This is a genomic window from Sphingomonas sp. (genome assembly GCF_045810705.1).
GTDB lineage: Bacteria > Pseudomonadota > Alphaproteobacteria > Sphingomonadales > Sphingomonadaceae > Sphingomicrobium.
In genome coordinates this window covers 37,564-60,973 of record NZ_JBJMVI010000020.1, presented here as the reverse complement: position 1 = coordinate 60,973, position 23,410 = coordinate 37,564, and the positions used below count along the sequence as shown (strand labels likewise).

At 66.4% G+C, this 23,410-nt stretch carries 22 protein-coding genes; 15 read left to right on the top strand and 7 right to left on the bottom strand.

Features of this window, described 5'->3' with window-relative positions; all coding sequences use genetic code 11:
• The first annotated feature begins 116 nt into the window (after nucleotides 1-116).
• Together ACJ8FR_RS12215 and recA are read left to right on the top strand one after the other, a co-directional pair.
• Nucleotides 117-779: an ATP-dependent Clp protease proteolytic subunit gene (locus tag ACJ8FR_RS12215; protein WP_407828912.1), complete on the top strand. Its 663-nt coding sequence runs from the start codon at nucleotides 117-119 to the stop codon at nucleotides 777-779.
• A 294-nt stretch (nucleotides 780-1,073) separates the two neighbouring features.
• Nucleotides 1,074-2,183 (top strand): recombinase RecA, encoded by a 1,110-nt coding sequence (gene recA / locus ACJ8FR_RS12210; protein ID WP_407828911.1) that lies wholly within the window; start codon nucleotides 1,074-1,076, stop codon nucleotides 2,181-2,183.
• Between the two features lies 1 nt (nucleotide 2,184).
• Here the strand turns inward: recA and ACJ8FR_RS12205 are convergent, their stop codons facing one another.
• On the bottom strand, nucleotides 2,185-3,456 hold the full coding sequence (locus ACJ8FR_RS12205) for a multidrug effflux MFS transporter (protein ID WP_407828910.1): 1,272 nt from the start codon (nucleotides 3,454-3,456) through the stop codon (nucleotides 2,185-2,187).
• A 62-nt stretch (nucleotides 3,457-3,518) separates the two neighbouring features.
• Between ACJ8FR_RS12205 and ACJ8FR_RS12200 the strand changes: the two genes are divergently transcribed.
• Complete coding sequence (locus ACJ8FR_RS12200) at nucleotides 3,519-4,775, top strand: M24 family metallopeptidase (RefSeq protein ID WP_407828909.1); 1,257 nt, start codon at nucleotides 3,519-3,521, stop codon at nucleotides 4,773-4,775.
• On the opposite strand, the gene ACJ8FR_RS12195 is transcribed toward ACJ8FR_RS12200, so the two are convergent.
• Nucleotides 4,772-5,428 carry a LysE family translocator gene (locus ACJ8FR_RS12195; protein ID WP_407828908.1) on the bottom strand — a complete coding sequence of 219 codons (657 nt, stop codon included), beginning with the start codon at nucleotides 5,426-5,428 and terminating at the stop codon, nucleotides 4,772-4,774. The two genes, ACJ8FR_RS12200 and ACJ8FR_RS12195, sit on opposite strands and share 4 nt — an antisense overlap.
• A 4-nt stretch (nucleotides 5,429-5,432) precedes the next feature.
• Nucleotides 5,433-6,740, bottom strand: coding sequence for a dicarboxylate/amino acid:cation symporter (locus ACJ8FR_RS12190; RefSeq protein ID WP_407828907.1), 1,308 nt, complete (start codon nucleotides 6,738-6,740; stop codon nucleotides 5,433-5,435).
• Between the two features lie 88 nt (nucleotides 6,741-6,828).
• Between ACJ8FR_RS12190 and ACJ8FR_RS12185 the strand changes: the two genes are divergently transcribed.
• Genes ACJ8FR_RS12185 through ACJ8FR_RS12175 form a run of 3 tightly spaced genes read left to right on the top strand, consistent with a single transcriptional unit; the run spans nucleotide 6,829 to nucleotide 9,400 of the window.
• Nucleotides 6,829-7,806 (top strand): SIS domain-containing protein, encoded by a 978-nt coding sequence (locus ACJ8FR_RS12185; RefSeq protein ID WP_407828906.1) that lies wholly within the window; start codon nucleotides 6,829-6,831, stop codon nucleotides 7,804-7,806.
• Nucleotides 7,803-8,600 carry a 3-deoxy-manno-octulosonate cytidylyltransferase gene (locus ACJ8FR_RS12180; RefSeq protein WP_407828905.1) on the top strand — a complete coding sequence of 266 codons (798 nt, stop codon included), beginning with the start codon at nucleotides 7,803-7,805 and terminating at the stop codon, nucleotides 8,598-8,600. Before ACJ8FR_RS12185 ends, ACJ8FR_RS12180 begins: the two co-directional genes overlap by 4 nt.
• Nucleotides 8,597-9,400, top strand: coding sequence for a TIGR01459 family HAD-type hydrolase (locus ACJ8FR_RS12175; protein WP_407828904.1), 804 nt, complete (start codon nucleotides 8,597-8,599; stop codon nucleotides 9,398-9,400). The genes ACJ8FR_RS12180 and ACJ8FR_RS12175 overlap by 4 nt, the downstream gene beginning before the upstream one ends.
• Here ACJ8FR_RS12175 and ACJ8FR_RS12170 read toward each other — a convergent pair.
• Entirely contained in the window at nucleotides 9,397-10,458 is a 1,062-nt protein-coding gene (locus ACJ8FR_RS12170; RefSeq protein ID WP_407828903.1) for an ELM1/GtrOC1 family putative glycosyltransferase, read from the bottom strand. The two genes, ACJ8FR_RS12175 and ACJ8FR_RS12170, sit on opposite strands and share 4 nt — an antisense overlap.
• A 125-nt stretch (nucleotides 10,459-10,583) precedes the next feature.
• Here ACJ8FR_RS12170 and kdsA point away from each other — a divergent pair, with 125 nt between their 5' ends.
• Nucleotides 10,584-11,435, top strand: a complete 852-nt coding sequence (gene kdsA / locus ACJ8FR_RS12165; protein ID WP_407828902.1) for a 3-deoxy-8-phosphooctulonate synthase — start codon at nucleotides 10,584-10,586, stop codon at nucleotides 11,433-11,435.
• Between the two features lies 1 nt (nucleotide 11,436).
• Here kdsA and ACJ8FR_RS12160 read toward each other — a convergent pair whose 3' ends face one another.
• The gene (locus ACJ8FR_RS12160; protein WP_407828901.1) at nucleotides 11,437-13,464 is read right to left on the bottom strand and encodes an elongation factor G; all 2,028 of its coding nucleotides are present in this window, start codon (nucleotides 13,462-13,464) and stop codon (nucleotides 11,437-11,439) included.
• A 173-nt stretch (nucleotides 13,465-13,637) separates the two neighbouring features.
• Between ACJ8FR_RS12160 and ACJ8FR_RS12155 the strand changes: the two genes are divergently transcribed.
• Nucleotides 13,638-14,669, top strand: coding sequence for a YihY/virulence factor BrkB family protein (locus ACJ8FR_RS12155; protein WP_407828900.1), 1,032 nt, complete (start codon nucleotides 13,638-13,640; stop codon nucleotides 14,667-14,669).
• On the opposite strand, the gene rpoH is transcribed toward ACJ8FR_RS12155, so the two are convergent.
• A complete protein-coding gene (gene rpoH, locus ACJ8FR_RS12150) occupies nucleotides 14,666-15,574 on the bottom strand; it encodes an RNA polymerase sigma factor RpoH (protein WP_407828899.1) in 909 nt (302 codons plus the stop codon). The genes ACJ8FR_RS12155 and rpoH overlap by 4 nt on opposite strands.
• 61 nt (nucleotides 15,575-15,635) lie before the next feature.
• The gene (locus ACJ8FR_RS12145) at nucleotides 15,636-16,586 is read right to left on the bottom strand and encodes an RluA family pseudouridine synthase (RefSeq protein ID WP_407828898.1); all 951 of its coding nucleotides are present in this window, start codon (nucleotides 16,584-16,586) and stop codon (nucleotides 15,636-15,638) included.
• Nucleotides 16,587-16,675: 89 nt separating this feature from the next.
• Here ACJ8FR_RS12145 and ACJ8FR_RS12140 point away from each other — a divergent pair, with 89 nt between their 5' ends.
• The 7 genes from ACJ8FR_RS12140 to ACJ8FR_RS12110 all read left to right on the top strand — a co-directional run bounded on the left by ACJ8FR_RS12140 (nucleotide 16,676) and on the right by ACJ8FR_RS12110 (nucleotide 23,338).
• The gene (locus ACJ8FR_RS12140; RefSeq protein ID WP_407828897.1) at nucleotides 16,676-17,311 is read left to right on the top strand and encodes a histidine phosphotransferase family protein; all 636 of its coding nucleotides are present in this window, start codon (nucleotides 16,676-16,678) and stop codon (nucleotides 17,309-17,311) included.
• A gap of 79 nt (nucleotides 17,312-17,390) precedes the next feature.
• A complete protein-coding gene (locus ACJ8FR_RS12135; protein ID WP_407828896.1) occupies nucleotides 17,391-19,727 on the top strand; it encodes a chemotaxis protein CheA in 2,337 nt (778 codons plus the stop codon).
• Nucleotides 19,728-19,755: 28 nt separating this feature from the next.
• Nucleotides 19,756-20,196, top strand: a complete 441-nt coding sequence (locus tag ACJ8FR_RS12130) for a chemotaxis protein CheW (protein ID WP_407828895.1) — start codon at nucleotides 19,756-19,758, stop codon at nucleotides 20,194-20,196.
• A 69-nt stretch (nucleotides 20,197-20,265) separates the two neighbouring features.
• The gene (locus ACJ8FR_RS12125) at nucleotides 20,266-20,631 is read left to right on the top strand and encodes a response regulator (RefSeq protein ID WP_407828894.1); all 366 of its coding nucleotides are present in this window, start codon (nucleotides 20,266-20,268) and stop codon (nucleotides 20,629-20,631) included.
• An 83-nt stretch (nucleotides 20,632-20,714) separates the two neighbouring features.
• Nucleotides 20,715-21,752, top strand: coding sequence for a chemotaxis-specific protein-glutamate methyltransferase CheB (gene cheB / locus ACJ8FR_RS12120; protein ID WP_407828893.1), 1,038 nt, complete (start codon nucleotides 20,715-20,717; stop codon nucleotides 21,750-21,752).
• Complete coding sequence (locus ACJ8FR_RS12115) at nucleotides 21,743-22,633, top strand: CheR family methyltransferase (RefSeq protein WP_407828892.1); 891 nt, start codon at nucleotides 21,743-21,745, stop codon at nucleotides 22,631-22,633. The genes cheB and ACJ8FR_RS12115 overlap by 10 nt, the downstream gene beginning before the upstream one ends.
• A gap of 18 nt (nucleotides 22,634-22,651) precedes the next feature.
• On the top strand, nucleotides 22,652-23,338 hold the full coding sequence (locus ACJ8FR_RS12110) for an N-acetylmuramoyl-L-alanine amidase (protein ID WP_407828891.1): 687 nt from the start codon (nucleotides 22,652-22,654) through the stop codon (nucleotides 23,336-23,338).
• The last annotated feature ends 72 nt before the right edge of the window (nucleotides 23,339-23,410 follow it).

Here is a 23,410-nt window from a genome sequence, read left to right as displayed (position 1 = left end):
ACAGGGAGGGCGGTCCGGGAGATCGGGCCGCCCTTTCTTGTAGATCGGCCGCTTGAACCTTGCGCCGATCCGCCCGATGTAGTCCCGAGCCACAACCGCCCAGGAACCAGCCACAAGTGACCGACCATCAAGACATCCTCTCGCAGCTCGTCCCCATCGTCATCGAGCAGTCCAGCCGGGGCGAGCGCAGCTTCGACATCTTTTCGCGGCTGCTGCGCGAGCGGATCATCTTCGTCACCGGCGCGATCGAGGACCATATGGCCTCGCTGATCACCGCCCAGCTTTTGTTCCTCGAGGCCGAGAATCCGAAGAAGGACATCTCGATGTACATCAACTCGCCGGGCGGGGTGGTGACGGCGGGCCTCGCAATCCACGACACCATGCAATACATCCGCCCCAAGGTCGGCACGGTGTGCATCGGCCAGGCCGCATCGATGGGCAGCTTTCTGCTCGCCGCGGGCGAGCCCGGGATGCGCGTCGCGCTCGCCAACAGCCGGATCATGATCCACCAGCCCTCGGGCGGCGCCCAGGGCATGGCCGCGGACATCGAGATCCAGGCGCGCGAGATCCTGCGCATGCGCGCCCGCCTCAACGAGCTTTACGCCAAATACACCGGCCAGAAGCTCGAGGAGATCGAGAAAGCGATGGACCGCGACAAGTTCCTCGAGACGGACGAGGCCAAGGCCTTCGGCATCATCGACGAGGTGTTCGACAAGCGCCCGGACGCGGGCGAGGACGGCGGGACCGGGGCAGGGGACGTGACGCTAACGCCGCCGTAATCGCCGTCACCCGGCCTTGAGCCGGGACCTACCTTGATCTCAAGCGCAAGCGGATCGAAACCGAAATCTTCGGCGAGATCGCGCCAGGTCGCCTAATGATGGACCTGAAGCGAACAATTCCCCGACGACGGTCGCGAAGCGAGCCCGATCGACGTCACGAATTTACTTCGTGACGGCCATGACCACGTTGCCGATGTTCCCCACTTGTTCTCATCGAACAAACGCGGTACACGAAGCTTCTCACCAGGCGGGGCTCGGCCGCTTTTGATTGACGCTTGAACGGAGACAGGGGACATGGCAGCGCAGCTCAAAGTCATCGGCAGCACATTGGAATCGCGTAACTTGGAAAGTTCCGGCACGGATCGTCAGAAAGCGCTCGAGGCCGCGCTTGCGCAGATCGACCGCGCGTTCGGCAAGGGCTCGGCGATGAGGCTCGGCAGCCGCGAGAAGATGGAGGTCGAGACGATCTCCTCGGGCAGCCTCGGGCTCGACATCGCGCTTGGTGTCGGCGGCCTGCCGCGCGGCCGGGTGATCGAGATTTACGGGCCCGAGAGCTCGGGCAAGACGACTTTGGCGCTGCATGTGATCGCCGAAGCGCAGAAGAACGGCGGCACCGCGGCGTTCGTCGATGCCGAGCATGCGCTCGATCCGGGCTACGCCAAGAAACTGGGCGTCAACATCGACGAGCTGATCGTGTCGCAGCCCGATACCGGCGAGCAGGCGCTCGAGATCGTCGATACTTTGGTGCGCTCGAACGCGATCGACGTGCTGGTGGTGGATTCGGTCGCGGCGCTGGTTCCGCGCGCCGAGATCGAGGGCGAGATGGGCGATAGCCATGTCGGCCTCCAGGCGCGGCTGATGAGCCAGTCGCTGCGCAAGCTCACCGGCTCGATCAGCCGCTCGCGCTGCATGGTCATTTTCATCAACCAGCTGCGGATGAAGATCGGCGTGATGTACGGCAATCCCGAAACCACGACCGGTGGCAACGCGCTCAAATTCTACGCCAGCGTGCGGCTCGACATCCGCCGCACCGGCCAGATCAAGGACCGCGACGATATCGTCGGCAACACGACGCGGGTCAAAGTGGTCAAGAACAAGGTCGCGCCGCCGTTCAAGCAGGTCGAGTTCGACATCATGTACGGCGAAGGCGTCTCCAAGGTCGGCGAGATCCTCGACCTCGGGGTCAAGGCCGGGTTGGTCGAGAAGTCGGGCTCGTGGTTCAGCTACGACAGCGTGCGCATCGGCCAGGGCCGCGAGAACGCCAAGGTCTATCTCAAGGAAAATCCCGACGTCGCCCAGCGCATCGAAAACGCGATCCGCGGCCGCACCGAGGAAGTCGGCGAGGCCTTGATGGTCGGCGGCGGTCCGGACGACGGCGACGGCGACGAGGTCGCGGCCGAATAGTTCAGCCGAAATCCTCGGCGATGCACGGCGGCTCCTCGTCCACTCCCGCGGGGAGCCGCTCGAACAACCGCTTGGGCTCGGTGAGGACGATAATGACGAAACCGAGCGCGGCGCATGCCGCCGTTCCGACGGCGAACGGAGTAACGGTGCCGTCAAACGACTGTCCGATCAGGAAGCCGAGGACGGCGGCTCCCAAGGTGCTGACCACGCCCTGCACGGACGAAGCGGTCCCCGCGATTGGCGCCATATGCTCCATCGCCAGCGTTCCAAGGTTCGAGGAGGCGAGGGCGAAGCAGCACATCGTCAGCCCCTGCAGGATGACGAAGCCCGGCAGTGTTTCGCCGCCCGCCATGGCGAGCGCCGCATGGACTGCGGTGACCAGCATCAGCGCTGCGGCCGCGCTATGCCCGACCCGGCGCAACCCGTAGCGTTCGACGATCCGGCTGTTGGTCCAGGAAGCAAGAGCCATCGGCGCCGCAATTGCCGCAAACACCAGCCCGATGTATCGGCCCTCGCCAAACACGTCGAACACGATCTGCTGGATGGACGAAATGTATGCGACAAGCGCCGCGAACATGATCGTGGTGGCGATGGTGTAGCCGCGCGACAGCGGGTCGCGCACCGTCAGTCGCACCGCGCTTGTCATCTCGCTCCAGCGAAGCGAGCGGCGGAACGCCGGGTGCAGCGTCTCCGGCAGCCGCCACGACGACCAGGCGAGCATCGCCAGCGCGTAACCGGCGAGCACGACGAAGATCGCCCGCCACGACGCCACATAGAGGATCGCCTGGCCGATGTTCGGCGCGAGCACCGGCACCAGCATGAAGGTCATGAACACCAGGCTCATCACCCGCGCCATCGCCTCGGCCTCGAACAGGTCGCGGACCATCGCCACGACCAGCACGCGGGTCACCGCCGCCGACGCGCCCATCGCCACCCGCCCGGCGATCAGCAGCGGGAAGCTCCCCGCGAATGCGCACAGCAGCGCGAACAGGATGTACAGCGCGATTCCTACCCCGAGGATCGGCTTGCGGCCGAAGCGGTCGGCGAGCGGCCCCCAGAAGAGCTGGGTTGATGCGAAGCCGACGAAATAAGCGACCACGACGAGCTGGCGGTGGTTCTCCTGCGCCACTCCGAGCGAGCGGCCGATCGCCGGAAGCGCCGGCACCATCGCGTCGATCGCGAACGCGTTGAGCGCCATCAGCCCGGCGAGCATCACCGTCATCTCGCGCGCGCCAGGGCGCTTCACGCCGTCGTGGGAAAGCGAATCGAACATGGGAGCGGGCCTGCTGGCCGATTGCATCCCGCCGTGCAACAGTGCGCCGCAGGAGGGGAAGCATGATCCATTCAACCATCCGCCGGCGCGGATTCCTCAAGGGCACGGGCGCGTTCGTGGCGACGATGGCACTGCCGTTAGACCGTGCGTTCGCGCAGGCCGCCGCCGAGCTTCCGTCGATCCCGATTCCGCCGCCGATCGGCCCGGCGGAGCGGCTGCAGCGCCTCGCCAAAGCGCGCGCGCTCATGGCGCGGAACGGGATCGGCGCGATCATCGTCGAGCCGGGCGCAAGCCTCGATTATTTTACCGGCGTGCAATGGTGGCGCTCCGAGCGGCTGACCGCCGCGGTGATTCCGGCCGTGGGCGACCCGATCATCGTCACGCCGTTCTTCGAGCGGCCGTCGGTCGCGGAAAGCCTGTCGATTCCGGCCGAAATCCGGACGTGGAACGAGGACGAGGAGCCGCTGAAGCTGGTTGCCGGCTTCCTCCGCGACAAGAAAATCACCCGCATCGGCTTCGAGGAGACCGACCGCTATTTCATTCTCGATCGGTTGAGGCAGCAGCTCCCGGCCATCCGCGTCGTCAGCGCCAATCCCGTCGTGCGCGGCTGCCGGATGATCAAGTCGCCGGCCGAGCTCGCGCTGATGCAGACGGCGAACGAGATCATGCTCGCCTCACTCCGCTACGCCGGCGAGCGCACCCGCGAAGGCATGACCCAGGCCGACATCGACGCGATGATCGCCGCCGCGCATAAGAAATACGGCTCGGCGTACGATGGCGGGCTCGTGCTGATCGGGGAATCCTCGGCCTACCCCCACGGCAGCCACAAGCCGCAAGTCGTCCGGCGCGGCAAGGTCGTGCTGATGGATTGCACAAGCGCGATCCACGGGTACCAGGCCGACATCACCCGGACGTTCGTGTTCGGCGCCGACCCGACGGCGGAGCAACGCAAGCTGTGGGACCAGGTCCATCGCGGACAGCAGATCGCGATCGCCGCGGCCAAGCCGGGCGTTCCCGCCGGCAGTGTCGATGACGCGGTGCGCCGCACCTACGAAAGCTGGGGCTTCGGACCGGGCTACCGCCTGCCCGGACTGCCGCACCGGACCGGCCACGGCATCGGCATGGAGGTTCACGAGCCGGTCTATCTCGTCCACGGCGAGACCACGCCGCTCGCGCCCGGCATGTGCTTTTCGGACGAGCCGGGCCTCTATATCCCGGGCAAATTCGGGGTTCGCATCGAGGATTGCTGGCACATGACCGCGGGCGGGCCGAAGTTCTTCACCCAACCGCCGCCAAGCATCGACCGGCCGTTCGGCTAACGGCGCTCGGCGAGCGCCAGCCGCAGCGCGAGGCCGCCCATTGCCGTGGCGGCAACATATCGCGCCGCCCGACCGATCCACGACACGTTGCGCAGACGCTCGGCAGTGCTCGCGGCGACGAGCGCGACTGCGATGTTCACGATCGTGCCGACCACATCGAACCACAGGCCGAGGCACAGGATTTGGAGCCCGGGAACGGTCGCGTTGGGATCAATGAACTGCGGCAGAAAGGCCAGGAAGAACAAAGCGACTTTGGGATTGAGCAGGTTGACGAGCGCCGCAGCGCGGAACAGCCGCCAGCCGGTCTGGCCATGCCGATCGAGCTTTCCCCGGGATTGCCCATCGGCCAAGAGCAGCGATACCGCGAGGTACATCAAATAGGCCGCGCCGATCCATTTGATGATCGTGAACGCGGTCTGCGAGGCCGCCAGCAGCGCGGATAGGCCAAGGACCGCGGCGAGGATGTGAACCAGAGTGCCGCCGCCGATTCCCAGCGCGGCAATGATGCCGGCGCGGCGCCCGCCCTGCGCCGCGCTGGCAATGACGAAGGTCATGTCGGCGCCCGGAACGAAGTTGAGCGCAAGTCCGGCGAGCGCGAAGGCAAGGAACAGCGGCGCCGGCGGCAGAAGCTCGATTCCAGTGATCGCCAGCATCAGGTCAGCCCGCTTTGCGGGGCTCTGCGCGACGTGAGGCGGCGTGCGCGGCTTCGATATCGGGCGATAACGCCGGACCGAGATCGCCCTCCCATCGCGCAACGACGCTCGCAGCGACGGCATTGCCGACGACGTTGGTCGCCGACCGGCCCATGTCGAGGAAATGGTCGACCGCAAGGATCAACAGCAGCCCCGCTTCCGGAATCCTGAACATCGACAGAGTCGCTGCAATCACCACCAGGCTCGCTCGCGGTACCCCGGCCATGCCCTTCGAGGTGATCATCAGCACCAGCAGCATGGTGATTTCCTGGCCGAGGCTGAGGTGGATGCCATAGGCCTGCGCGATGAAGATCGACGCGAAGGTCATGTACATCATCGAGCCGTCGAGGTTGAACGAATAGCCCAGAGGCAGGACGAAGCTGGCAATGCGCGGCGGAACGCCGAACCGCTCAAGCTCCTCGAGGGTACGCGGGTAAGCCGCCTCGCTCGAGGCGGTCGAGAAAGCGAGCACGACGGGATCGCGAATGTATCGCACCAGGTGGCGCGTGCGCGGTCCGACGATGACGAAGCAGGCGCCGATCAGCACCGCCCACAGGATCAGCAAGCCAAGGTAGAAGCTGCCGACGAACTTGCCCAGGGTCATGATGATCTGCGGCCCGCGCTCGGCCAGCGCGCTGGCGACCGCGGTGAATACCGCGAAGGGCGCGAAGCGCATCACATAATTGGTCACCTGGAGCATAACCCGGACGAGCGATTCGACGCCGCGGACCAACGGCTTTCCCTTCTCGCCGATCGCCGTCAGCGCGACTCCGAAGAAGACTGAGAACACCACGATCGGCAGGATCTCGTTCGCGCTCATCGCCTCAAAAATCGACTGCGGCACGACGTGGCTGATGAAATCCTTGAGGTTGAACGCAGCGGTCTCGACCCCGCTCGCCGCCGTCGCCGGAGGCAGAGGAAGGTTGAGGCCGACTCCCGGGTGAAGGGCCGTGACCAAAATTAGTCCGAGCGTCAGCGAGACGAAGGTCGCCAGCACGAACCATAGGATCGAACGCAGGCCGACGCGGCCCAGCGCCGCGATGTCGCCCATGTGGGCGATGCCGGCAACCAGGGTCGAGAAGACGAGCGGCGCGATGATCATCTTGATCAGGCGCAGGAACAGCGCTGTCACGATGCTCAAATAGTCGGCGATCGACTTGAGGCGGGCGGCGCTTTCGGCCGTGCCGTCGTCTATCGCGGCATTGATGACCCAGCCGGTAATGACGCCGAGCACCAGCGCGATCAGGATGTAGCGGGTCAGTCGCTTGGCCATTGGGTTCCCCTTGAACGCACGACCCAAGCCTGCGGCGCCGCGGTCGTCAAGCTTCACAGGCGCGCGGCGCGTGGCTAGGTGTCGGCCCATGGCAGCAGACCGCAGTTCACCGATCGGCGTCCTCGAGTTCGGGCAGGCGATCCTCCACGACGAAGCGCGCGCGCTCGATGCGCTGGCCGACCAGCTCGGCGCGCCGTTCGAGAAAGCCGTCGAGCTCATCTGCGCGTGCAAGGGCAAGCTGATCGTCAGCGGGCTCGGCAAGTCGGGGCACGTGGCGCGCAAGATCGCCGCGACCTTCGCCTCGACCGGGACGACCGCCGTATTCCTCCATCTTGCCGAAGCGATCCACGGCGACATCGGCATGGCGGCCGAGGGCGATGTCGCAATTCTCATCTCGCAAAGCGGCGAGACCGCCGAGCTCGAGCCGGTGATCGATCATTTCCAGTGTGGGCACATTCCGATCATCGCGATCACTGGTCATGCCGGCACGATGCTCGCCGCTGCGGGTACGGCGTCGCTGGTGCTGCCGCATTGGCCCGAAGTGGGGCCGGAATCGGTCGCGCCGACGACCTCGTCGACCATGGCGCTGGCGCTCGGCGACGCGCTGGCGATGACGGTGATGCGGCAGAAAGGCGTGACCCGCACCGACTTCGGCCGGCTTCACCCCGGCGGCTCGCTCGGCGCCAGGCTCAAGCCAGTGCGGCGGCTGATGCACGGCGGCAAATCGCTGCCGCTGACCCGCGAAGACAGCTCGATGCACGACACGGTCGTCGAAATGTCGGTCAAGCGGCTCGGCGTGATCGGGGTGACCGACGCTTCAGGCTATCTGATCGGCGTCATCACCGACGGCGACCTTCGCCGCAACATTGAACGCGGGCTCGACCATAATGCAGGCGAGTTCATGACCCGCGACCCAAAGACGCTGCGCCCGGACGACCTCATCGACGACGCGCTGGTGCTGTTCGACGAGCACAAGATCACGGCCCTGTTCGTGGTCAAGGAGGACGGCCGCGGCAAGAAGCCCGTCGGCGTCCTGCACATCCACGATTGCCCCGCCGCTCGATGAACGTCGCGATCCTGATCCCGGCGCGCTACCAATCGTCGCGCTACCCGGGAAAGCCGTTGGTCGAACTGAAAGGCGCGGGCGGTGCGGCCAAGCCGCTGATCCAGCGAAGCGTCGAGGCGGCGCGGAGAGTAGCCGGAGTATCCGGCGTCTTCGTGACAACCGACGACGAGCGCATTGCGGATGCGTGCAAGGCTTCCAAGGTTGGCGTGATCATGACGTCGAGCGAGTGCCGCAACGGCACCGAGCGCTGTGCGGAGGCGCTGGGGCAGCTGCACGATGTCGACCTGGTGATCAACTTCCAGGGTGATGCGCTGCTGACGCCGCCGGGCTTCGTCGAGGTTCTGATCGATCGCATGGCGCAAGATGCGGACGCGCAGGTCGCAACCCCCGCCTTGCGCCTGCGCAGCGATGAGGTGCGCGCGCTACGGGCCGAAGAAGCCGCGGGGAGGGTTGGGGGAACCACAGTCGTCACGGATTCGAATGGGCGCGCGCTCTATTTCTCCAAGCGGCTCATTCCGCATTTGCCTGCGGGCGCGTTGGAGGACGAGATGTCGCCGATGCGGCTTCATGTCGGAGTCTATGCGTACCGCCCAGCCGCGCTTGAGCTTTACGCAAAGACGCCGCCGAGCGAGCTCGAGACGCTCGAAGGGCTCGAGCAGCTCCGCTTTCTCGACGCCGGCGTTCCGGTCGCGGTTGTGGAGGTGACGCCGCCGTCCTTCGCCTTGCGCGAACTCAACAATCCGGAGGACGTCGCGCCGATCGAGCAGGCGCTTGCACAAGCGGGCCTCGAATGAGCCCATTGGACGCGCTCGACCCCAAGTACCGGCTGATCCTGTGCGACGTCTGGGGGGTCGTGCATGACGGCGTGACGCTCTATCCCGGCACGGCAGAGCGGCTGTGCCAATGGCGCGACCAGGGCCGGTGCGTGATCCTGATCACCAACGCGCCGCGCACCGCCGAGGCGGTCAGCGGGCAGCTTGAGCGAATGGGCCTGCCGCGCATCTGCTGGGACGCGATCGCGACCAGCGGCGAGGCGGGGATCGAGGCGCTCAATGCGCTCGGTCGTCCGGTGGGTTTCCTCGGCACGCGCGGCGACTGGGCGATCCTCGAAGGGCGCGGCGTCCGGCTGGCCAAAGGCGACGACTTCACCGACCTCGCCTGCACCGGCATCACCGAGGAGCGACCGAACCCCGAGGACTATCGTCCAGACCTCGAGCGCTGGGCCGACCGCGATGTTCACATGCACTGCCTCAACCCCGACCGGATGGTGGTGCGGGGTGGCCTCATCGAAGCCTGCGCTGGCGCGATCGCGGACATCTACCAAGGGCTTGGCGGCCGCGTGACCTGGTACGGCAAGCCGTACGACACGATCTATCGCCATGCGCTGCACCTCGCCGGCGATCCGCCGGCGGACGAAGTGCTGGCGGTCGGCGACGGGCTTCAGACCGACATCCTCGGCGCGGCGCGGATGGGCTTCGACGCGGTCTTCGTCAGCGGCGGGATCAACGAGGGTGCCCCGTTTCCGGCCGATTTCGCGGAACGCTATGGGCTCGGTGAGTGGCGGCCAGTGGCGGCGATCGAGGGGCTCGCCTAGCCCGCCGCCGGTTGCGGGGCGCGTCGGCCGGCGGGAACCCTGACTCGCACGACCGTTTCGGGAAGGCGGCCTTCGAGCGCGGCCTGAACCGCGGCGCAGGCGGTCTCGAGCGGATCGGCGTCGAGCTTGCCGCAGCGTGGGTCCTCGATCGTTCCCACGAGTCCGCGCGCGCCGAGGTCGTCCCAAAATTTCCTCAGGTCGCGGATTCGAAACCGCCGCCCACGAAGCTCTTCGATCACCTGTAACAACTGCCCGATCGGGTTCAGGTCGAGGGGGATCAGGCCGACCGGCTTGCCCGCTGCCACCGCTTCGGAAAGCATCGACACGCTGTCGCCGGTGACGTGAATCTCGTCCGCCGCGCTGAGCAGCGCATTGTAGCGGGGGAAGCTGCCCTCGACGACGGCCAGCGGTCCGAGCTCGGCGCGCGCGGCGGCGGCGAGCCTCGAAGACGTGCGCGGGCTAGTGACCGCGATCACCGAGCCGCCATCGCGTTCCGCCATGGTCCGCAAGGTGCGGGCTGCCTCGGCGATGGCCGAAGGCTTGAGCTGCCAAAGCGACGTCGCGCCGCCAACGGCGATCAGCCGCCGGGGACGCGGGAACGCCGCCAGCCAATGCTCTTCGGCAGCATCGGGCGCGGTCGGCGGATTGGTGATCGTGACCGGAAGCCGGATCACGTTTTCGGCCTCGCGTACCGCATATTGCGTGGTGGTGATGACGAGATCGAATAGCCGCGGCGACACCATCGGATCGCCGAGCCGCACGATCGTCGTGCGGCCGCCGGACGCCTGCTTGATGAAGCGCGCGACCGGTGCGCTGCGCTGGCCGATGCCGAGGAGGAGCGACGGCCACGGCGGGGCGATCTCGGCGCGCGCTTCGGGCAGGAGCTGCGAAATTGCGACGCTGCGGAGCGCCGCCGGCACGTGAGCGAACCAGCGGTAGCGCATCTGGATCGGACGGAACGGGACGCCGAGGCCCTCGGCAAGCGCCAGCACCTGGTGGTTGTCCCCACGGTGCGGACCCAGGAGCACCCATACGTCCGCACGCTTGGTCGCCGGCATATAACTTTCGATTACAGCCAATGTCCGCGCGCGTCCATGCCGTCGATCACCTTGCGGCCCGGCTCAACTCGCCCAGCTTTCTGCTCACGGTGGCGGCGGCGGGCGTCGTCGGCTAACGCGGCGCGATGAAGCTGCTTGGACAAGACATCGGGCTCGATCAGCCCCTGTTCCTGATCGCCGGGCCATGCGTGGTCGAAAGCGAGGATTTGCAGCTGCGCACCGCCGAGCGGCTGAAGGGCATCACCGACCGGATCGGGGTCCAGTTCATCTTCAAATCGAGCTTCGACAAGGCCAACCGCAGTAGTGACAAGAGCTATCGCGGACCCGGCATGGAGGAGGGATTGCGGATCCTCGAAAAGGTTCGCGATGCGGTCGGCGTGCCGGTGCTGACCGACGTCCACGACATCGCCCAGATCGGGCCCGTGACCGAGGTCGTGGACGTCCTCCAGACGCCGGCTTTCCTCGCCCGGCAGACCGATTTCATCCATGCCGTCGCCGCCTCGGGCAAGCCGGTCAACATCAAGAAGGCGCAGTTCATGGCGCCAAACGACATGAAGAATGTCGTCGACAAGGCGCGCGGCGCCGCTCGGGCCGCCGGGGTCGACGACGACACGATCATGGTGTGCGAGCGCGGGGCTTCGTTCGGCTACAACAATCTGGTCAGCGACATGCGCAGCCTGGCGATCATGCGCGACACCGGCTGCCCGGTGGTGTTCGACGCGACCCACAGTGTGCAGCTTCCAGGCGGGCAGGGGACCAGCTCGGGCGGCCAGCGCGAGTTCGTGCCGGTGCTGGCGCGCGCCGCGGTCGCGGTCGGCATCGCCGGACTGTTCATGGAGACGCATCCCGACCCGGCGAACGCCAGGTCCGACGGGCCCAATGCGTGGCCGCTCAACCGCATGGAAAGCCTGCTCGCGACCCTGGTCGAGCTCGACCGCCTCGTAAAGCTGCGCGGCTTCGAGGAAGTGACTCTCTAGCTTAGGCCGGTTCCGGCACCCGTTGCTGGATCACCTTCTCGGCGAGCGGCCCGTTGAGCTCGGCCAGATGGTCGAACTGGGCCTCATAGGTGGCGAGCCCCTGGCTTTGCGACCTCAGCTCAGCTTCCAGGCCGGATAGCTCGGCTTCGGGGATCAGCGCGTCGATGCGGTCCCAGCCGGTCCACCCATCGCGGGGCCCCATGCCGAGCATCTGGCCGCGGCGGCCAGCGACCGCCGAGGTGATCCGGCTGGTTGCGCTCGACGGGCAGACGACCGTCAGCTTGTGCATCGGCTCGAGGAGATGCGGCTGCGCGGCGGCGAGCGCCTCGTGCATCGCGATCCGCCCCGCAAGCCTGAACGCCAGCTCGGAACTATCGACGCTGTGGTAGCTGCCGTCGACTAGGGAGACCGCGCAATCGACCACTTCGAAGCCCAAGGGTCCCTTGCGCATCGCTTCGCGAACGCCGTCCTCGACAGCCGGGATCCATTGCTTGGGTACCGAGCCGCCGTGGATCTTCTCCTCGAACACGAAGCCGGAGCCGCGGGGCAGGGGTTTCACTTCGATGATCACGTCACCGAACTGGCCGTGGCCGCCCGACTGCTTCTTGTGGCGACCCTTCTGGGTCACTGGCTTGCGGATCGATTCGCGGTAGCCGACGGTCGGCGTGTGGCTCTTCACCTCGACGCCGTAGCGGCGCTTGAGGCGCGCGATGACCGCGTTGAGATGCTCGTCGTTAACCCCGCGCAGGCGGATCTCGTGATTGGCGTCGTCATGCTCGACGACCAGCGCGGCGTCCTCTTCGCTGAGGCGCTGGAGAGCGCCCGACAGCTTGACGTCGTCCTTGCGGTCAGCAGGCTCGATCGCGATCGCGCAGTTGCGCGCGGGATAATCGATTTCGATCGGCGGCGGCAGCTTGCCCGCGCCCAGCCAGTGACCGGCCTTGGCCGTGTCGACCTTGGCCACGGCGACCACGTCGCCGTCGCGCGCTTCGCCAACCTTGACGGTCTTTTCGCCCTGGACCCTGAACAGCGATCCGACGCGCGCGTGACCGCCGTCTTCGAGCTTGAGGTCCGAGCCTTCGGCGATCCGCCCGCCGAGCGCGCGCGACAAGGCGAGCCGGCCGATCGAGCCGTGAATGACCTTGAAGACGTACAGCGCCGGGTCCGTGATGCCGAGGCGGCTGACGGTCGACGGTGCAGCGGGCGCCTCGTGGCGAATGGCCTTGAGCAGCCGGCGGACGCCCCATGAGCTGATCGCCGATCCGAACAGCACCGACACGCCAAGATTGTCGCTGGTTTCGCGGGCGAGGTCCTGAAGGACTTTCTCGCGCGCCGGCGCCTCATCCATCAGCAATTGTTCGAGCAACTCGTCGTCATGGTCGGCAAGTTGTTCGAGCATTTGCGTGCGGGCTTCGATCTCGCGATCGTGGAGCTCGGCCGGAATCTCGATGCGCTCGGATTCCTTCCCGGCTCGATATTTGAACGCATATTCGAGCGCCAGGTCGATGAAGCCGCCGATCTTCTCGCCGTCCCAGATCGGAATCTGCCGGGCAATCAAGGGCGACACGCTCATTGGCTGGAGCGCGGTCAGGAGGTCGCGGATGCGTCCGTGCGCCTGGTCGATGCGGTTGACGAACACGAGGTGCGGGATGCCGAGTTCGTCCAGCGCGCGCAGCGCGGGGGCAGCGAGAGGCGCCCGCGCCGGGTCGGGATCGACGACCACGATCGCCACGTCTGCAATCGCCAGCGCCTTGGCGCCGTCAGCGGAGAAGCCAACCGAGCCCGGCACATCGAGGATGGCGAACTCGTCGCCGAGATACTGGAAATTGTAGAGGTTCAGCTCGGTCGAGCCGCCGCGTTGACGGCTTTCAGGGCTGGAGTCGCCGATGCTGGAGCCGTTGGCCGTCGACCCCAATCGGTCGCTGGCGCCGGCTGCGAACAGCATCGCTTCGGCAAGGCTGGTCTTTCCTGCGCCGGCGGGTCCCACCAGCGCGATCACTCGAGTGCCTTTTGTAGATTCTCCGGCCATGCGACTCTCCCTTCGTGCCGTTACCGACGCCGCGAGCCGCTCTCGAGAGAGGCGCTTCGGCGCCTGCCTGGAAAGCGCTACCGTCCGCCTGTTTTTGGCGCTTGGCAAGAGGGGTCGTAAGAGCCGACGGCGCGCGGCCGGAAGAGGCTTCGCCTGGCCGAGGTATTTGAAGCATGGTCGATCAAAAGGGTCATCGCGCGAAATCGCCGGCCGAGATGCCGGCGCCCGCATGGAAGGACATCGTCGCCCGTACCTACAAGAGGATCTGGGACGACAATGTCGGCCTGGTCGCCGCGGGCGTGGCCTTTTACGGTTTCTTCGCGCTGCTCTCGCTGCTCGGCCTGATCGTCCTCGCCTACGGTTTCGCCGCCGACCCGTTCACCGTCGTCGAGCATATGCGCGCGCTCACCGCGGTACTGCCGACCGACGTCGCCTTCGTAATCGGCGACCAGCTGATGACGGCGGTCCGGGCATCGCAAAAAACCAAGGGTCTCGGCATTCTGCTCGCGTTCCTGGTCGCCACTTATGGCGGGACCAACGGCGCGGCGTCGGTGATCACAGCGCTCAACATCGCCTATGAGGAGAAGGAGAAGCGCAGCCTCGTGCGCTTCTACCTCCTCGCCGTCGGCATGACGCTGATTGCGCTGGTGGTTGCGCTCGCCGCGCTCGCGGCGACGGCCGCGCTCGCCTTCCTCCAGCATCTGCTTCCAAATACGCCAAAGCCGCTGATCCTGGCGGGCAAGGTGCTTGGCTATGTGGTGCTGACGTTCGCTGCAGCAGGGATCGCCTCCACGCTGTATCGGTTCGGCCCGGCGCGCGAGGACGCGCGATGGAAGTGGATTACGCCAGGATCGACATTTGCAGCGATCACCTGGCTGCTGCTCACCTGGGCGTTCGGCATCTACGTCAGCCGCTTCACAAACTATCGCGCGACCTATGGTTCGTTGGGCGCTGTCGTCGCGCTGCTGAGCTGGATGTACCTGTCGGCCTATGCCTTCGTCGTCGGGGCGGAGCTCAACAGCGAGATCGAGCACCAGACGGCGATGGACAGTACCACCGGCTCATCGCGGCCATTGGGCGAGCGCGGCGCCTGGGCAGCCGACAATGTCGCGACCGACGACCAGGTCCAGGACCGGCCTGAGGAGCAAAGGGAAGGGGAGCGGCTGACTCAGGCCGCGCCGAAGGTCGCCGAGGAGAAGGGCTAGGCCGCCGGAAGCAGCCGCTGCTCGCCCGCAAGCCGCAACAGCGCGGCCTGGAGCTTCTCGAACGCGCGCACCTCGATCTGACGGATGCGCTCGCGGCTGACGCCATAGACCTGGCTTAGCTCCTCGAGCGTCTTCGGCTCGTCCGCGAGGCGACGTTCCATCAGAATATGCTTTTCGCGGTCGTTCAAGCTCTCGAGCGCGGTCACCAGCAGGTCATGGCGGACGCGGCTTTCCTGATCCTCGGCGATTTGCTCGTCCTGGAGCGGGCCCGAATCGACCAGAAAGTCCTGCCACTGGCTTTCGCCGCCTTCGTCGCCCTTGAGCGAAACGTTGAGGCTGGTGTCGCCGCCCATGGCCATGCGGCGGTTCATCGACACGACTTCGTCCTCGGTGACGCCAAGATCGGTCGCGATCTTGGTCACGTCGGCCGGCTTGAGGTCGCCTTCCTCGAACGCGTCGATCTGGTTCTTCATCCGCCGCAGGTTGAAGAACAATTTCTTTTGCGCCGCGGTGGTGCCGATTTTGACCAGGCTCCACGAGCGCAGGATGAATTCCTGGATCGAGGCGCGGATCCACCACATCGCATAAGTGGCGAGACGGAAGCCGCGGTCGGGCTCGAATTTCTTCACGCCCTGCATCAGCCCGATATTGCCCTCGCTGATCAGCTCGCTGACCGGAAGGCCGTAGCCGCGGTAGCCCATCGCGATCTTGGACACGAGCCGCAGATGCGAGTTGACCAGCTTGGCCGCGGCCTCGGTGTCGCCATGCTCGCGCCAGCGCTTGGCGAGCATATATTCTTCCTCCGGGCTGAGGATCGGGAATTTCTTGATCTCCGAGAGATAACGGTTGAGTCCGGCCTCCCCGCCGGACGCGGGGAGCGAGACGATCCGTTTTTGCGTAGCCATGTTGTTCGTCTTCTCCGTTATTGCGCGGGCCCGCTTCCGTGGCGCCCTAGCCAGTTACAACCTATACACCAAGTGCGTTGAACAGTTCCTGCATGTCCGGCGGCATGGGACTTGAGAACGACAGCCCGTTCTTTGTTACCGGATGGGTGAACCCGAGTTCCGCCGCATGCAGGGCCTGGCGATGAAAACCAAGCTCCTTCAGTAGCTTGCCATGTGTCTTTCCCGAACGACCGTAGACGGGGTCTCCGACCAGAGGGTGGCCGATCGAGGCCATGTGGACGCGGACCTGGTGGGTGCGGCCGGTTTCGAGCCGGCATTCGACCAACGCCGCTTCCCTGAGGCTTTTCAGCCGTTTCCAATGCGTCACCGCCCGCCTGCCGCGGCCGGCCCCGACCACCGCGATCTTCTTGCGGTTGGCCGACGAGCGGGCAAGTGGCGCATCCACCGTGCCCTGCGCCGCTTTCGGCACGCCGGAGACGATCGCGAGATAGCGGCGGTCGATCGAATGGGCGGCGAACTGCTTTGCCAGCCCCTCATGCGCGACATCGGTCTTAGCTACGACGAGCAGGCCGGAGGTGTCCTTGTCGATGCGGTGGACGATTCCTGGACGCGCGACGCCGCCGATCCCCGACAGCGACCCTTGGCAATGGTGGAGCAGGGCGTTGACCAAGGTGCCGTCGAGGTTGCCCGCGGCGGGATGGACGACGAGGCCGGCGGGCTTGTCGACGACCAGCAGATGCTCGTCCTCAAACACGACCTTGACCGGAATGTCCTGCGGCGCGTTATGAGCCTGCTTTGGCTCGGGGACCGCCACTCGAAACGATTCCTCGCCGCGGACCTTCGTTGCCGGGTCGCGCACGGCCCTTCCTTGGGCCTCGACAGCGCCGCCGCGGATCAATGCTTTCAGCCGCTCGCGCGACAATGTCGGCACCGCATCAGCGAGCGCGCGGTCAAGGCGCCATCCGGCGTGGGCGGGCGCCAGGCGCACGTCGATCGTCTGAATTCCCCCCATCTTCGCAAGGGAATATGGGTTTTCGGCGAATAGGCTTCAATAGCGCGGAACTTGCGCCCGATTAAACTCTGCCCCATCAAGCCGGAGCGATGAAATCCGTCGATCTCGCCAGTTTGCTTTGCTCCCGGCTCTGCCATGACCTCATGTCGCCGGTTGGCGCGCTCAACAACGGCATCGAGCTGCTTGCCGACGAGACAGACCCCGAAATGCGCGAGAAATGCCTCGAGCTGCTGGCCGAAAGCGCCCGGGCCTCGGCCAACAAGCTCAAGTTCTTCCGGCTTGCGTTCGGCGCCGCCGGTGGGTTCGGCGAGGAGGTCGACACCCATGAGGCACAGGCGGCGGTCGAAGGCCTGTTCGGGCCCGAGCGGCGGATCGAGCTCGGCTGGGCTGTGAGCGACGACAAATTGCCCAAAGGCGCAGTGAAGGTTCTGCTCAACCTCGCATTGCTGGCCGGCGATGCCCTGGTCCGCGGCGGCAGGCTTGACGTTGGCGCGGAGCGCAACGGCGGTGACGTCGAGCTGGCGGTGCGGGCCGAGGGCCCGCGCATCCTGCTCGATCCGGTCCTGCGCGAGACGCTCGCCGACGGCGCCGTGGACATGGTCGAACCCCGCGCCGCCGCGGCGTGGCTGGCACATAATCTCATCACCGACGCCGGGGGCTCGATCCAGTTGTCGGATGCATCCAGCGGCGCGCTGACCATCGGCGCGCGCCTTCCCCGGAGCTGAGCCGATTTCACGGATAACGCGGCATTAACTCCTGCCCGGCATAAGGACCCGAAGCCAGCGCTAAGGGGCGATTTCGCCGATGGACGACCTGATTGCCGATTTCGTAGCCGAATGCCGCGAAATGCTCGAAGCGCTGGGCGGGGAAATCGTCGCCTGGGAGGCGCAGCCCGACGACCGCGCGCGGCTCGACAGCATTTTCCGCTTTGTCCACACGGTGAAGGGCAATTGCGGCTTCTTCGAATTCCCGCGGCTCGAATCCCTGAGCCACGCCGCCGAGGACGCACTGGCCGACGTCCGCGCCGGCCGCCGCCATCCGGACGGCGCGCTGGTCAGCGCGGTGCTCGCGGTGATCGACCGCATCGCCGAGATGGTCGCCTGCATCGAAGCCGGCGATGACATGCCCACCGGCGACGATAATCATTTGATTGATGCGCTTGCGCCGGGCGCGGAAGGCGCAGCGACGCCGGTATTTGCCGCCGCTGACGCAGGCACCAGGGCGTCGGCAGCGCCACGCACAATCCGCTTGTCGGTTGAGCTGCTCGACCGTGTGATGAGCACCGTGTCCGACATGGTCCTCGCGCGAAACGAGCTCGCCCGTCGGCTGCGCGAATCGGCCAACGACGTGCCGGTCGACGGCGCGTTCGAACGCCTGTCCTCGATCATCGCCGAGATGCGCGACGCGATCACCCGCACGCGCATGCAGCGGATCGAGAATCTCTTCGTCGGCCTGCCGCGGATGGTCCGCGACCTCTCGGCCGAGCTTGGCAAGCAGGTTCTGGTCGATGTCGAGGGCGGCGACGTCGAACTCGATCGCGAAATGATCGAGATGATCCGCGATCCCTTGACGCATATTATCCGCAACGCGGTCGATCATGGCATCGAGAAGCCGGCCGAACGGCTGAAGACCGGGAAGCGCGAGATCGGCGTCCTCGCCGTATGCGCGCGCCAGTCGGGCAACCAGATCCTGATCGACATCCACGACGACGGGCGCGGCATCGACGGCAAGAAGCTCGTCGAGAAGGCCGTCAGCAACGGGGCCCTCAGCAAGGAGGACGCGGCGCAGCTCAGCCCGCGCGACCAGCTTGCGCTGATCTTCGAGGCCGGACTGTCGACGGCGAAGGAGGTCACCGCGATCTCCGGCCGCGGGGTCGGCATGGACGTTGTCCGCTCGAACGTCGAGCGGATCGGCGGCATCGTCGAGGTCGACAGCAGGCCTGGCGAAGGCACGCGCATGACCCTGCGCGTGCCGCTCACCCTGACCATCATCCCAGCGCTCACGGTGTCCATCGCCGGCCAGCATTTCGCCATCCCCCGCTCGGCCATCGAGGAGATTGTGCGCTCGAATGGCGAGAGTGTCGTGCTCGAGCATCTCGGCGGCGCCGGCGTGGCCACCATTCGCGGCCGCCGCGTGCCCGAAATCAGCCTGGCAGCGGTGCTGGGCATCGATAGCCAGGTCGACGAGCGGGATCGCACCCTCGTCGTCCTCCGGCCCGCCGGCGGCGATGTCTATGCGCTTTCGGTCGACCGCATTCACGACCATGAGGAGCTGGTGGTGAAGCCGGCTGCGCCGGCGGTCATGGCGACCGGCCTTTATGCCGGAACGACGCTTGCCGACGACGGCAGCCCGATCCTGTTGTTCGACCCGGCCGGTATTGCCGCCGTGGGTGGTGTGAAGCTGGAGGTGCAGGAGCGGACCGCGCGGATCGCGGAAGGACCGGCTGCGATGGTTTCGAAAGCCACCCCGGTGCTCTTGTTCCGTGGCCTGGACGGCGGCCGCCGCGCGCTTCGGCTGGCCGTGGTCGACCGTATCGAGGAAGTGCCCGCCTCCGCCGTCGGAGAGGCCGCGGGCCAGCTTCGCGTGCAGCTGGGCGAGACGATCCTGCCGCTCGCCGGCGCCACTGCGAGCGAATTGGGCGACCAGCGTGTGCGCCTGTTCCGACTCAATGACGGGGCGCACGAAATCGGTTACGCGTTCGCCGAGGTCATCGACTTCGCGTCGATCGAACATGACGTCATCCACGCAGACCGGCCGGGCGAAATCAGCGGCGTGTCGCTGATCAACAATGAGCCTGCCGAGCTGGTCGACGCCCATTGGCTGTTCGCCAACCATGCGGCCGCTGCCGCTCCGACGAAGGAGGAGCTGGTCTGCCTCATTCCGGATTGGGACCCGTGGATGCAGAACATGCTCCGCCCGCTGGTCGAGGCCGCCGGTTATCGCGTCGTCGACGACGCCGAAAACGAGAAGGCCGACGTTGTGATCGCGTGCCTTGGCGAGGAATTGCCCGAAGACGCCAGTCACAAGACGATCTGGCTTCGCAGCGAGCCCGAGGCCGCGAGCAAGAAGGATTTCAGCATCTATCGCTACGACCGCGCGGGCCTGCTGATGGCCCTGAAGAGTGCCGGAGCGGGACGCTGAAAATGAGGAACACCGCGGGGAGGGGCAAGTGAACGAGCTGTTGCTGGTCGTCACCATCGCCGGCGAGCGCGTCGCGCTCCCCGCCGCAGCCGTCGAGTCGGTGGTCGAGCTGGACACGTTGATCCCGGTGCCGCGCGCCGCCCCGCACGTCGCCGGGCTGTCGGCGCTGCGCAGCCGCGTGCTGACGGTCATCGATTGCATGCGTTCGCTCGAACTTGGCGACACCGACTGCTCCGACGGCATCCGCGAGGCCGCCGTAGTGGAGCTGGACGGGCACCATTATGCACTGATCGTCGACCTCGTAGAAGATGTGCTTGAGGCGGGCTCCGATCCGCTGCCGGTCCGCGCGGCGATGGGGCCGGGATGGGAGCGCGTATCCGACGGAATGGTCGAGACCGAACAAGGGCCGTTGCTGCTCGTCAATGTCGCGGCGCTGATCGCGGGCGCCGAGGCGAAGGCGGCGGCGTAGCGGAGCTTAAGCTCTTCGTTACCCTTAACGTTTAGTGGTTTGAGGATTGGGAACCGGGAAGCCGAGCACATGAAGAGCTGTTTGATCGTCGATGACTCCAAGGTGATCCGCAAGGTCGCGCGGCACATTCTCGAGACGCTCGAGTTCGAGGTTGAGGAAGCCGGCGACGGTCAGGAAGCGCTGACTCGCTGCGAAGCCAAGATGCCGGACGTCGTCCTGCTCGACTGGAACATGCCGGTGATGAGCGGCATGGATTTTCTGCGTTTGCTCCGGCAGCGCGGCCACGGCGACCAGCCCAAGGTCGTTTTCTGCACCACCGAGAACGACATGGCGCATATCCGTGCGGCCCTCGAAGCGGGCGCGGACGAATATGTTATGAAGCCCTTCGACCGCGAAACGCTCCACATCAAGCTTCAGCTCGTCGGCGTCGCCTGAGCGCCCGGCCGATGGAGCGGGCGCTCGCCAGATCGCGGGACCGCCTTCCGGAGCACCGCAGCACACGCCGCAGAATCCGGCTGATGATCGTCGACGATTCGACCGTCGCCCGCGCGGTGCTGTCGCGGATGGTCGAATCCGACCCCGTATTTGAAATCACCGCCGTCGCCGGCAGCGCCGAGGACGCGATCGAGGCGCTTGGCCAATGCCGCGTCGACATCGTGGTGCTCGACCTCGAGATGCCGGGCGCGGGCGGCTTGAAGTCGATCCCGCGGATCATCGCCGCGGCCGCCGGTGCCAAGGTGATGATCGTCTCGTCGGTCGCCGAGGACGGTGCCGAGCAGACCGTCGCCGCACTGGCGCTAGGTGCCGCGGACACGCTGCCCAAGCCGGGCACGGGGCGGTTCAACGGCAAGTTCTCCGAAATCCTGCTGGGGAAGCTCAGAGCACTTGGCTACGCTTCGGTCGAGGCCCGTCCGGGGCCACCCGCGAGGAGCGGCTCGGCGGGACCGTTGCGCGCGATGCCGACCGACCCGATCGACGTTTTGGCGATCGGCGCGTCGACCGGCGGCATCCATGCGCTCGGCGCGCTGTTCCACGCGCTGCCCGCCCAGATCGGCGTTCCGATCCTCGTCACCCAGCATCTCCCGGCCCTGTTCATGGGCGTGTTCGCGCGCCAGCTGGGCGCCGTTGCCCGGCGTCCGGCAGTCATCGCCGAGGACGGTATGAAGCTGGAGCCCGATGTCATCCTGGTTGCGCCGGGCGATGCGCATCTGACGGTCGAGCCCGGACCCAATGGCCCGTCCGTTCGGCTCACCCACGGGCGCAGCACGAGCGGCTGCATGCCCTCGCTCGACCCGATGTTGGGGTCGGTCGGCGCGATCTTCGGCGCGGGCGCGCTTGGCGTCGTCCTCACCGGGATGGGCCGTGATGGGGTCGAAGGCGCTTCGCGGCTGGTTGGATGCGGCGGCTCGATCCTCGCGCAGGACGAAGCAAGCTGCGCGGTCTGGGGAATGCCGCGCGCGGTATTGGAGGCCGGGCTCGCCTGCGCCATCTTGCCGCCCGACAAGATTGCCCGGCGGATCGCTTCTCGCATCGAGGAGCCGCCGGCGTGCAATTGAGCGACAGTTCCAGCCGCATCCTCGCCGGCCTGCTCGAGGCCCGCACCGGCCAGCAACTGACGATGAGCCGCCGCTGGCGAATCGAAACCGCGCTCGCCTCGCTGCTGCGCGAGCGGGGCATCGCAACGCTCGACGAACTGATTACGATCCTGGTTATGGGTAAGGAGCCAAGCTTGTCGCAACAGGTGGTTGAGGCGTTGCTCAACAACGAAACCTATTTCTTCCGCGACCGCGGCCCGTTCGACGTGCTCGAGCGGCACGCGCTGCCGGAGCTTGCACAGCGGCGTGAGAAGTCCAAGCGGCTGCGCATCTGGTCGGCCGGCTGCTCGACCGGCCAAGAGGTTTATTCGCTGGCGATGCTGTTCGCCGAGGCGCCCGAGCAATGGCGCGGCTGGACCATCGACATCCTCGGCAGCGACGTGTCGACATCGTGCGTCGAGCGAGCGCGCAGCGGGGTCTTCACCCAGTTCGAGATCCAGCGCGGCCTCGGCATCAACCAGATGATCAAATGGTTCGAGGAAGTCGCCGACGGGTGGCGTGCGGTCGAGGCGCTGCGCAAGCCGGTCCGCTTCCAAGTCCACAACCTGCTCGAGCCGGCGCCTCACCCGGGCGATTTCGACATCGTCCTGTGCCGCAACGTGCTGCTCTATCTCAGCCCCGAGAAAAAGGCCTTCGCCTTCGAGCGGATCGCCGGGGCGATGGCGCAGGACGGGTGGCTGATGCTCGGTGCCGGCGAGACGGTGATCGGCCAGACCCGAAAGCTCGGCGCCGACGTCAATGCACGCGGTCTGTACCGGCTGATCGGCGAAGGCGGCGGGGTCGATAAGCGCGCGGGCATCGACCGCCGCGCCGTCACGGGGGGCTTGACCCAACTCCCGTAGCTGTGCGCCATTGCGCACGTGGATCTGGATCTGATCGAGCGGCCTTCACCCAATTTCGACGAGCGGCAGCTGCCTGTCTCGATGATCGTCCTTCATTATACCGGAATGCCTGATGCCGCCGGCGCGCTCGACCGGCTGACGTCGCCCGAAGCGAAGGTCTCCTGCCATTATCTGATCGACGAGGACGGGACGATCTACCGTCTGGTCGACGAATCGAAGCGCGCGTGGCACGCGGGCAAATCGCGCTGGCGCGGAATGACCGACGTCAATTCGGCGAGCGTCGGCATCGAGATCGTCAATCCCGGCCACGAATTCGGCTACCGGCCGTTCCCGGACGAGCAGATCGCCTCGCTCATCCCGCTGGTCGCGGACATCAAGGAGCGGCACGGCATCGGGCGCGGTAATGTCGTCGGCCATTCGGATGTCGCGCCGGCGCGCAAGGACGATCCCGGCGAGCTGTTCCCGTGGCATGCGCTGGCCAAGCGCCGGCTTGCGCTTCCAAGCCCGACACGCGACCTGATCGACCCCTATTGGACGGACGCCGGGTTCCTGCTCGCGCTGGAGCGGTTCGGCTATGACGTGACCGACCCCCAGAAGGCCGTGATCGCCTTCCAGCGCCGCTTCCGCCCCGACCTGATCGACGGCATCATCGACGGCGAATGCCGGGCCAAGCTGCTCGCGTTGTTGCTGCCGCGGCCGCAGTAATGTCCGTCTGCCGAATGCAAGCTCACTCCTGCTCAGCGACTGCAGCTGTTCCCAAAGGTCACAAAGTTCGCG